This is a genomic window from Gordonia desulfuricans NBRC 100010 (assembly GCF_001485495.1).
In the GTDB taxonomy this organism is placed as follows: domain Bacteria; phylum Actinomycetota; class Actinomycetes; order Mycobacteriales; family Mycobacteriaceae; genus Gordonia; species Gordonia desulfuricans.
The window spans coordinates 1-11,193 of record NZ_BCNF01000072.1 but is presented as its reverse complement, the minus strand read 5'-3'; the positions used below and the strand labels follow the sequence as shown (position 1 = coordinate 11,193).

Genomic DNA, 11,193 nt, shown 5'->3' with positions numbered 1-11,193 from the left:
CCCGGCTCAATCACCAAGAAGTTTCCCGGCTCAATCACCAAAAAAGTTCCCGGCTCAATCACCAAAAGGGGTCCCGCCTCAACCACCAACATCGAGTCGATGGTTGAGCCGACCCCTGCAGGACTCGCCGCCCGCACCGATACTGCTGTCATGGCCGAGCAGGTGACACGATGACCGCGATTCTTGGGTTGTTCGCCGATCAACCACTGATCTATCTGGCGCTGATCGTGGGGATCGGGGTGACGATCGGCCGTGTCCAGCTGCGCGGTGTGGGCCTGGGCCCGGCCGCGGTGCTGTTCACCGCGATCGTCCTGACCGCCCTCGGTAGCGCCGTCGACGTCGAACTCATCCTGCCCGAGGTGATCGGCAACCTGGGCCTGGTCCTGTTCGCCTTCACCACGGGACTCGTTGCGGGACCGAGCTTCTTCGCATCACTGCGCACCGCGTGGCAGTTGGTGGTGACGGTCGCCGCGGTGGTGTGCGCGGCCGCGGTGACGGTGTATCTGGTGGGGGCCGCGTTCGGGCTGTCGCCCACCGCCATCGCCGGAACGTTCGCAGGTGCGGTGACCAACACCCCAGCGCTCGCCGCTGCGGGCGGGTCGGCCGAGGCCACCGTCGGCTATGCCACCGCCTACGTCTTCGGCGTGATCCTGATGCTCGTCATGGTCACCCTCGCGTTCCGGTTCGGCAATCCCGACCCCGACACCCCCGAGAAGGTGATCGATCTCACGGTCCGGGTGGAAGGCGACGACGTGGGCGTCGCCGATCTGCGTGCCCGCCACGGAAATCGACTGACCTTCTCGCGGCTGGCCCATGATCCGGCCGAACCTCCCGAACCCGTCGGCGACGAACAGACCCTGCGTCACGGCGATCTGGTCACCGTGGTCGGGCCGCCGTCGGAGGTCGACGCCCTCGTCGACGAGATCGGGCATCGTTCCTCGCACGATCTGACTGCCGACCGCAGCGCGCTGGATTTCCGCCGGATCACCGTCTCGGCGCCGCGATGGGCCGGCCGTCGCGTCCGGGACCTCGAGCTCGATCGCTACGGGGCCGCCATCACGCGTCTGCGCCGCGGCGACACCGATCTGGTGGCCACCCCCGACACCCCGCTGCAGCTCGGTGACCGCGTCCGCGTGGTGGCGCCACCCGAGCAGATGGGGCAGGTGGCCGGGGTGCTCGGCGACTCGTCGCGCGGCCTCACCGAGATCAACGCGATGGCACTGGGTTTCGGTATCGCGATCGGTCTGGCCGTCGGATTGGTGCCGATCCCGGTACCGGGACTGGGCACCCTGTCGCTGGGTGCGGCCGCCGGCACTCTCGTCGTCGGCCTGATCCTCGGCCGGATCGGTCGGATCGGCCCGGTCGTCACCTCCATGCCGTTGACGTCGGCGCAGGTGATCACCGAACTGGGATTGCTGCTGTTCCTGGCGTACGCCGGCACCAAGGCCGGATCGCTGATCCTCGATGCGTTCACCAGCGGTGCCATCGTCGACATGCTGGTCACCGGCGCGGCATGTTCGACGGTGATGGCAGTGGGCATGTATGCCGTGTGCCGGTGGGTGCTGCGCACCGGAAAGGTCCGTCTCGCAGGCGTTCTCGCCGGTACCCAGACCAATCCGGCCCATCTGGCCTTCGCCAACGCCCGTGGCGGCGACGATCCACGTATCGCCCTGGGCTACGCCCTGGTGTATCCGGCCGCGATGGTCGTGAAGATCCTTCTCGCGCAGGTCCTCTCGGCCCTCTGACACCGGTCCGACGACGACGAGACCCGCCGGACGCATGCTGCCATGCGCCCGACGGGTCTCGTCGGAGAACTGCGGTGGACTCTAGTCGTCCTTCATCGCTCCCGGTGCGTTGGTCTGCACCTGCATCAGGAACTCGATGTTGTTGCGGGTCTTCTTCAGCTGGCTGACCAGCAGATCGATCGCCTGCTGCGAGTCGAGTCCGCTGAGCACACGACGGAGCTTGTGCACGATCGCGAACTCCTCGGGGGCGAGCAGCAACTCGTCCTTACGGGTGCTCGAGAGGTTGACGTCGACGGCCGGGAAGACGCGACGCTCGGAGATCTTCCGATCGAGCTTGAGCTCGGCGTTGCCGGTGCCCTTGAACTCCTCGAAGATGACGGTGTCACCGGTCGAACCGGTCTCCACCAGCGCCGAGGCGATGATGGTCAGCGATCCGCCGTTCTCGATGTTGCGAGCGGCACCCAGGAAACGCTTCGGCGGGTACAGCGCGGTCGAGTCGACACCACCGGACAGGATCCGGCCCGACGCCGGCGACGCGTTGTTGTAGGCGCGGCCGAGGCGGGTGATCGAGTCGAGCAGCACCACGACGTCCTTGCCGCCCTCGACGAGGCGCTTGGCACGCTCGATGGCGAGCTCGGCGACCGAGGTGTGGTCTGACGGCGGACGGTCGAAGGTGGAGGCGATGACCTCACCCTTCACCGAGCGCTGCATGTCGGTGACCTCTTCCGGACGCTCGTCGACGAGCACCACCATCAGGTGGCATTCCGGGTTGTTGGTGGTGATCGCGTTGGCGATGTCCTGCAGGATCGTGGTCTTACCGGCCTTGGGCGGCGACACGATCAGCGCGCGCTGACCCTTGCCGATCGGCATGATCAGGTCGATCACGCGGGTCGACAGGCGATCCGGCGTGGTCTCCAGACGCAGCCGCTGGTTGGGGTACAGCGGGGTGAGCTTGTTGAACTCGGCGCGCTTGCGGGCGGCCTCGACGTCACCGCCGTTGACGGTGTCGAGGCGGACCAGCGGGTTGAACTTCTGCCGCTGGTTGGGCTGCTCGCCCTCACGCGGAACCTTGACCGCACCGGTGATGGCATCACCGCGGCGCAATCCGTTCTTGCGCACCAGGTTCATCGACACGTAGACGTCGTTCGGGCCGGCCAGGTAGCCGGAGGTCCGGACGAACGCGTAGTTGTCGAGGACGTCGAGGATACCGGCGACCGGCTGCAAGACATCGTCGTCGCTGACCTGCGGTTCGGTGGGGGTGCCGCCCTCGCGCTCACGTCCACGACGACGCTCGCGGAATCGACGGCCGCGACGGCGTCCGCCCTGCTCGTCGTCCTCGTCGTTGTTGGCGTTGTTGCGGTTGCCGGCCGGGCCGTTGCCACCCTGGTTACCCTGGCCGCTGCGGTTGTCCCGGTTGTCGCGGCTGTCCCGGCCCTGGCCACCCTCGCGGTTCTGGTTGTTCTCGCGATTGCGGTTGCGGTTGTTGCGGTTGCGGTTGCCGCCCTCACCCGACTCGTCGTCGTCGGCGTTGCGCGCCTCGCCGCGGTTGTTGCGTCCACGGCCCGCGTCGTCGGACTTGGCGTCGGCGCTCTTCGCGTCGTCACCGGCGGATTCGGCCTTGTCGGCGCCTGCCTTGGGGCCATCGGCCTTGTCGGCGTCGGCCTTGGGCGCGTCGCTCTTGGCTGCCTGGGCCTTGGGGGCCTCGGTCTTTGTGGCCGCAGCGCCCTCGGGCACGGCGGTCTCGGCCTTGGCGGCGTCGGCCTTCTTGGTGGTGCGTCGGGTGCGGGGTGCCGGCACCTCGTCGGCGAGTGTCATCTGTTCGGGGGCAGCGGCCTTCGGCGAGGCCGCGGCCTGACGCTCCTTGATCGCGGCGATGAGATCGCCCTTGCGCATGCCGGAGGTCCCCTTGATGCCCAGCTCACCGGCCAGGGCACGCAGCTCGCTCAAGACCATGCCGGACAGCCCGGTGCGGGCCGCGCGGGTGCGGGTCTTGGGCGCGCCGGTACCCGCGGAATCGTTGTCGGGTGAAGCCGGCGCAGTGATCAGGTCCGTATCGGTCACGGATGTCCTTTCGTTCCTCCGCAGGTCACGTCCGCGGAGGGCTTCATTCCACCTCCCGGGTCCGACGGTGTGCCGGGTCCGGGGGATTCCCGTCCTCGGTGGACGGGGTCAGAGATCAGGGTCGGGCTGCGAGTGTCATCCTGCGCTCGGCGCAACAGAACGGCCGTGTCGAGAACGGCACGAAGCTCGGAGATCGCTGCCGGTGATCGGATACCCGGAATCACGCGGACTGTTTCGAGATCTTGATCACCCGAGATAGACGGCTGAACGAGCCTTCGCGGCTAGACGAGCTTATGATAACCCGCGTCCACAATGGGAGCAACACGCCGATCCGCCTCATTGTTCCCGCGAATCGCGCAACCCTGCTCCATCGAACGTCACGGGCGGCCGTATCCGTTCCCGACCGGACCGTCGCAGGCAGGTGAACCCGGGCGGGATCAGCCCGGTCACGTCGACCCGGTGGCCATCGTCCCGGCGAACAACGGCCCGGTGCGCGTCGACCCGGTGCACGTCGACCAGGCACATCGGTGCTGGTGTGTGCCGGTGCCCGAGGTCAGGTCGGTTGCGGCGGTGGCCCCCGATCCCCGGACGGGAGATCCTCGAGGTTCACGCCGAGCGGACACCGAACCGTTCCCCGATCGATTCGGCACCGACGAGTTCAGTACCGACGAGTGCAGTACCGACGAAACCGGCACCGTCGGTCGGTGACCGACGGTGCCGTCCCGTCCCCCACTGCAGGTGTCAGGCGATCTCGACGCCGCCGGCGATCTCCACCGACTTCGGCGTGAAACCGAACTCGACGCCCAGCGAGCGGGCATCGGCGGGCAGCGGTCCCGAACCCAGGACGAGCACGCTCGGTCCGGCACCGGACACGGTCGCGGCGTGGCCGCGGGCCCGAAGTGCCGCCACCAGATCGGCGGTCGGACGCATCGCCTCGGCCCGGTACGGCTGATGCAGGCGATCCTCGGTGGCCGCCAGCAGGCAGCTCGGGTCGGAGGTCAGGGCGACGACGGCGAGAGCCGAACGACTCAGGTTGGCCACCGCGTCGACGCGCGGCACCGCGTCGGGCAGCAGCCCTCGGGTGACCGCGGTGGACGATTCGGTCTCCGGGACGAAGACGGTGGCACAGATGTCGGGATGCACTCGCAGCCGGCGCGCGTGATAGCGGTTGAGCCCGTCGCTGGACTCGGTCCACGTGACCACGGCCGAGCCGAGGACACTGGCCGCCGCATTGTCGGGGTGTCCCTCGAACTCGCTGGAGAGCTGGACCATCTCGTCGGCGGTCAGCCGGTCGGCCAGCCCGGAGGCAGCCAGCAGCCCCGATGCCGCGGCCAGACCCGAGACCGCTGCCGCCGCAGACGATCCCAGGCCCCGCGAATGCGGGATCACGTTGGTCGCCGACAGGTGCAGACCGGCCACCGAGAACCCGGCGTGCGCGAGCCCGCCCAGCACCGCGCGCACGACGAGGTGGTTGGCGTCCAGCGGGACGTCGGTGGCGGCCTCACCGGTCACGTCGACGGTGATGCCACCGGCCGTGGTCGCCACGTCGATCTCGTCGTGGATGCCGAGTGCGATACCGAGGCAATCGAATCCCGGACCCAGGTTGGCGCTCGACGCAGGAACCCGCACCCGCACCGAAAGACCTTCGGGCAGTTGACGATAGATCGTATCGGGCGTGACCATCTGTGATGCTCGGTCGATCTCAGGCGACGCCGAGGGCATGGGCCACCGCCACCGGATCGACCTGGATCGTCTCCACCTCGGGCATCCCCGACAGCGCGGTGTCGGGGTCCTTGAGGCCGTTGCCGGTGACCGTGCAGACCACCAGCTCGCCCTTGGACACCCAGCCCTCCTCGCGCGCCGCCAGCAGGCCGGCGACACTCGCCGCGGAGGCGGGCTCGACGAAGACGCCCTCACGCCCGGCGATCAGACGGTATGCCTCGAGCAGTTTCTCGTCGGTGGCGGCACGGAACTGTCCACCGGACTGCTCCTTGGCGGCCACGGCCTGGTTCCAGCTGGCCGGTGCGCCGATACGGATGGCGGTCGCGATGGTCTCCGGGTTCTTCACCGGCTCGCCGAGCACCAGCGGGGCCGCACCGGCGGCCTGGGTGCCGAGCATCCGCGGCAACGTCGTGGAGATGCCGTCGGCGTGGTACTCGGTGTAGCCCTTCCAGTACGCGGTGATGTTGCCCGCGTTGCCGACCGGCAGCGCGTGCACGTCGGGGGCGCGGCCGAGGACGTCGACGATCTCGAATGCGGCGGTCTTCTGGCCCTCGATGCGGGCCGGGTTGACCGAGTTCACCAACTCGATCTCACCGAATTCGGCGGTGGCCTTGCGGGCCAGTTCGAGGCAGTCGTCGAAGTTGCCCTGCACCTGGATGATCTTGGCGCCGTGCATGACCGCCTGGGCGAGCTTGCCCATCGCGATCTTGCCCTCGGGGATCAGGACGGCACAGGTGATCCCGGCGCGGGTGGCGTAGGCGGCCGCCGATGCCGAGGTGTTGCCGGTGGACGCGCACAGCACGGCGGTCTTGCCGTTGTTGACCGCGTTGCTGACCGCCATGGTCATGCCGCGGTCCTTGAACGAGCCGGTCGGGTTGAGGCCCTCGACCTTCAGATACACCTCGCAGCCGGTGATCTCGGACAGATGCGGCGCCGAGATGAGCGGGGTGGCGCCCTCGAGGAGGGTGACCACCTTCCAGTCGTCGGCGACGGGCAGCCGTGACCGGTATGCCTCGATCAGGCCGGGCCAGCCCTTGTGCACCGGCGCGGGAACGGTTGAGGTGGTGTCAGTCATCGGTACCTTCCAATCGCAGGACGCTCGACACCTTGATCACGGCGTCCATGTCTTCTAGGGCTGCAACACATTCCGACTGTGCGCTGTCGGGTGCCCGATGGGTCACGACGTTGAGGCGGGCGTCGTCGCCTGCCCCTTCCTGCCGGACCGCGGCCAGGCTCACCGAACGCTTGGAGAACTCGTTGGCGATCTGCGCGAGGACCCCCGGGCGGTCGGCCACCCGCATCGACACGTAGTAGCGGGTCGGCACGTCGTCGATGCTGGAGATCGGCAGCGAGGCATAGGTGGACTCCAGCGGCCCCCGGCCGCCGTTCACCTTGTTGCGGGCGGCCATCACGAGATCGCCGAGCACCGCCGATGCGGTCGGTGCGCCACCGGCGCCCTGACCGTAGAACATCAGCCGTCCGGCGTTCTGCGCCTCGACGACGATGGCGTTGAACGCCCCGTTGACCGATGCCAGCGGATGGGTCAGCGGGATCAGTGCCGGGTAGACCCGCGCCGAGACACTTTGTGCGCCTTCGGCGTCGCGCACCCGTTCACAGATCGCCAGCAGCTTGATGGTGCAGTCGAACTTGCGGGCGGCGACGAGGTCGTCGGCGGTGACGGCGCTGATGCCCTCGCGGTACACGTCGGCGGCCGTCACGCGGGTGTGGAAGGCGATCGACGCGAGGATCGCGGCCTTGGCCGCGGCGTCATACCCTTCGACGTCGGCGGTCGGGTCGGCCTCGGCGTAGCCCAGCCGGCCCGCCTCGGCCAGCGTGTCGGCGTAGTCGGCACCGGTCTCGGCCATCGCCGAGAGGATGAAGTTGGTGGTGCCGTTGACGATTCCGGCGACGCGTTCGACGGTGTCACCGGCCAGCGACTGGGTCAGCGGGCGGATCACCGGGATCGCACCGGCGACGGCCGCCTCGAAGTACAGGTCGGCCCGGGCGCTCGCCGCGGCGGTCGCCAGCTCACCGGTGTACTCCGCCAGCAGTGCCTTGTTGGCGGTGACCACCGACTTGCCGCTCTCGAGCGCCTTGCGGATGAGTGCGCGGGCGGGATCGATACCACCCATCAGCTCCACCACGATGTCGACGTCGTCGCGGGTGACCAGCGCTTCGGGATCGGTGGTCAGCAGCGCGGCGTCGATCTTGCGCGGCTTGGCGAGATCGCGGACCGCCACCCCGCGCAGCACCAGGTCGGCGCCGACGCGGGCGCGCAGGTCGGCGGCGCTCTCGTCGAGAATCCGCACCACCTCGGTGCCGACGTTGCCCATGCCGAGCACCGCCACCCCGATGCTGCGGGCTTCGGCCTGTTCCCCGGTGGGGTTGTCTGTCTGTGTGTTCACCTAGGTCTCCAACCTCAGGAAATCGGCGATGGTCTCGCGGCGCAGGATCACGCGGGATTCGCCGCCGGCGACGCCGACCACGGCCGGCCGCATCGTCATGTTGTAGCGCGAGGACATCGAATAACAGTAGGCGCCGGTCGCGGCGACCGCGATGAGGTCACCGGGTGCGAGGTCCCCGGGCAGCCAGCAGTCCTTGATGACGATGTCGCCGCTCTCGCAGTGCTTGCCGACGACGCGGCTGACCACGGCGTCCGCGTCGGACACCCGCGACACCAGCCGGACGTCGTACTCGGCGTCGTAGAGCACGGTGCGGATGTTGTCGCTCATGCCGCCGTCCACCGACACATACCGGCGGGTCATGCCGCCACCGAGTTCGACGTCCTTGACGGTGCCGACGCGGTAGAGGGTGACGGTGCCGGGGCCTGCGATGGCCCGGCCGGGCTCGACGGCCAGGGTCGGCATCGGCAGCCCCACGGCCGCCGATTCCTTGCGCACGATCTCGGCCAGACGCTCGGCGACCGCCCCGATCGGCAGCGGACGATCCTCTGGCAGGTACGAGATACCCAGTCCGCCACCGAGATCCACGATCGCCATCTGCGAGGTCTTCTCGAGACCGAATTCGGCGACGACGTCGTGGAGCAGGCCGAGGACGCGGTGTGCGGCGAGCTCGAATCCGTCCATGTCGAAGATCTGCGAACCGATGTGACTGTGCAGGCCGACCAGACGCAGGTTGTCGGTGGCGAAGACACGGCGGACCGCCTCCATCGCGACCCCACCGGCGAGCGAGAACCCGAACTTCTGGTCCTCGTGGGCGGTGGAGATGAACTCGTGGGTGTGCGCCTCGACGCCGACGGTCACCCGGACCAGCACGTCGGCCACCACACCGCGTTCACCGGCAAGGGCGTCGAGCCGCTCGATCTCGATCATCGAGTCGAGCACCACGTGGCCCACCCCGGCATCGAGGGCGGCGGCCAGTTCGGCCTCGCTCTTGTTGTTGCCGTGCAGGGCGATCCGCTCGGACGGGAATCCGGCGTGCAGGGCGATCGCGAGTTCACCGCCGGAGCAGACGTCGAGGGACAGGCCTTCCTGCTCCACCCAACGGGCGATCTCGGTGCACAGGAACGCCTTGGAGGCGTAGTGCACGCGGCCGTAGGGCCCGAAGGCCTCCATCATGTCCGAGCAACGCGACCGGAAGTCGGCCTCGTCGACCACGAACAGCGGCGTGCCGTAGGTCTCGGCGAGTTCGGCCACGCCGACACCGGCGATGGTCAGTTCCCCGGATTCGCCGCGGACGGCGTTACGCGGGTACACCGCGGCGGGGATCTCGGCGAGGACCGCGGGATCGTTGGGCTTCTGGGCGAGGCTCGGTGCGGCCAGCGGTTCCGCGTGGCGGGGGCCGGCCGGATGGGCGTTCACATGCGCTCCGGTGCGGTGACGCCGACGAGTGCGAGTCCGTTGGCGAGGACCTGACGGCTCGCGGCACACAGTGCGAGCCGGGCCCGATGGATGTCACCGGCTTCCTCGTCACCCTGCGGGAGCACGCGGCAGTGCGCGTAGAAGCGGTGATAGGTGCCCGCGAGGGTCTCCAGGTAGCGACACACTCGGTGCGGTTCACGCAGGGTGGCCGCGGTCGTGACCACCTCGTCGAAGTCGCCGATCGTCTTGATCAGGTCGGCCTCGGGATCGCTGTCGAGCAGTTCGAGGTGCTCGGTACTCGCGGTGAGACCCAGCTCGGTGGCATTGCGGCCGAGCGCCGACAGCCGGGCATGCGCGTACTGCACGTAGTAGACCGGGTTGTCGTTGGACTGCTTGGCCAGCAGGTCGAGGTCGATGTCGATGTTGACGTCGATCGACGAGCGGATGAGCGCATAGCGGGCGGCGTCCACACCGACGGCGTCGACGAGGTCGTCGAGGGTGATGACCGTTCCGGCGCGCTTGGACATCCGGACCGGCTTGCCGTCCTTGACCAGGTTGACCATCTGCCCGATGAGGACCTCGACGGTCTCCGGGTCGTCGCCGAGTGATGCGGCGGCGGCCTTGAGGCGCTTGATGTAGCCGTGGTGATCGGCGCCGAGCATGTAGATACACAGGTTGAAGCCGCGGTCGCGCTTGTCCTGGTAGTAGGCGATGTCGCCGGCGATGTAGGCGGCCTCGCCGTCGCTCTTGATGACGACACGATCCTTGTCGTCGCCGTAGTTGGTGGTCCGCAGCCACCACGCGCCGTCGGCCTCGTACAGGTTGCCGTTGGCCTTGAGTTCGGTGATGCAGCGATCCACCAGGCCCGACGTGAACATGGAGTCCTCGTGGGTGTAGACATCGAAGTCGGTGCCGAACTCGTGCAGGCTGGTCTTGATGTGGTCGAACATCAGCTCCACGCCCTGCGCGCGGAAGGTCTCGACCCGCTCGGCCTCGGTGAGGTCGAGGACACCGGGGGCCTTGGCGACGATCTGCTTGGCGATGTCGACGATGTACTCACCGGCATAGCCGTCCTCGGGTGCGGGAAGGCCCTGCGCGGACGCCTCCAGCGACCTGGCGAAGCGGTCGATCTGGGAGCCGTGGTCGTTGAAGTAGTACTCGCGGGTGACCTGCGCGCCGCGGGCGGCCAGGACGCGTCCGAGTGCGTCGCCGACCGCGGCCCAGCGGGTTCCACCGAGGTGGATCGGGCCGGTCGGGTTGGCGGACACGAACTCGAGGTTGATCACCTTGTCGGCGATCTCGTCGCCGCGGCCGTAGTTCTCCCCCTGCTCGAGCACGGCGGTGATGACGGTGTTCTGTGCGGCGGCGGCCAGCCAGACGTTGACGAATCCGGGGCCTGCGACCTCGGCCTTCTCGATGCCCTCGGTGGCGGCGAAGGCCTCGGCCAGCCAGCCGGCGAGATCACGGGGCACGACGCCGAGGCGCTTGCCGAGTTGGAGTGCGATGTTGGTGGCATAGTCACCGTGATCGGCGCTGCGTGGGCGCTCGACCACGATCGAATCGGGGACCAGCGAGGTGTCGAGGCCATGGTCGGCGACGACACCGCGGGTCACAGTGCTCAATAGCACGGCAAGGTCGGCGGGAGTCACAACACATCATCCTATTGGGCGTGCCGTGAGCGGGAACAATCGGCTCGGGTGGACACCCTGGCCACCCGAAACCGAGGTCAGAGTCCGAGGCCTTCCAGGATCTCGACCAGTCGGGTCTCGATCGGCCCGACGGGAGTGATGACTTCTCGGATCGGGAGTCTCATCTGTGTGTCTGTCGGGGAGATGTCGATGGGC

Annotated in this window: 7 protein-coding genes; 1 reads left to right on the top strand and 6 read right to left on the bottom strand. The window is 68.4% G+C overall.

Going from position 1 to position 11,193, the window contains the following annotated elements; translation table 11 throughout:
- Nucleotides 1-170 precede the first annotated feature (170 nt).
- Nucleotides 171-1,745: an aspartate:alanine exchanger family transporter gene (locus tag GD1_RS12695; RefSeq protein WP_059037326.1), complete on the top strand. Its 1,575-nt coding sequence runs from the start codon at nt 171-173 to the stop codon at nt 1,743-1,745.
- An 81-nt stretch (nt 1,746-1,826) separates the two neighbouring features.
- On the opposite strand, the gene rho is transcribed toward GD1_RS12695, so the two are convergent.
- From rho to argS, 6 genes are all read right to left on the bottom strand, one after another.
- Complete coding sequence (gene rho, locus GD1_RS12690) at nt 1,827-3,806, bottom strand: transcription termination factor Rho (protein WP_059037324.1); 1,980 nt, start codon at nt 3,804-3,806, stop codon at nt 1,827-1,829.
- A 741-nt stretch (nt 3,807-4,547) separates the two neighbouring features.
- A complete protein-coding gene (thrB, locus tag GD1_RS12680; RefSeq protein ID WP_053778080.1) occupies nt 4,548-5,528 on the bottom strand; it encodes a homoserine kinase in 981 nt (326 codons plus the stop codon).
- A complete protein-coding gene (thrC, locus tag GD1_RS12675) occupies nt 5,509-6,603 on the bottom strand; it encodes a threonine synthase (RefSeq protein WP_053778079.1) in 1,095 nt (364 codons plus the stop codon). The genes thrB and thrC overlap by 20 nt, the downstream gene beginning before the upstream one ends.
- A complete protein-coding gene (locus GD1_RS12670) occupies nt 6,596-7,933 on the bottom strand; it encodes a homoserine dehydrogenase (protein ID WP_059037320.1) in 1,338 nt (445 codons plus the stop codon). The genes thrC and GD1_RS12670 overlap by 8 nt, the downstream gene beginning before the upstream one ends.
- Nucleotides 7,934-9,349, bottom strand: a complete 1,416-nt coding sequence (gene lysA, locus GD1_RS12665) for a diaminopimelate decarboxylase (protein WP_053778077.1) — start codon at nt 9,347-9,349, stop codon at nt 7,934-7,936.
- Nucleotides 9,346-10,998 (bottom strand): arginine--tRNA ligase, encoded by a 1,653-nt coding sequence (argS, locus tag GD1_RS12660; protein ID WP_053778076.1) that lies wholly within the window; start codon nt 10,996-10,998, stop codon nt 9,346-9,348. Before argS ends, lysA begins: the two co-directional genes overlap by 4 nt.
- Between the last annotated feature and the right edge of the window lie 195 nt (nt 10,999-11,193).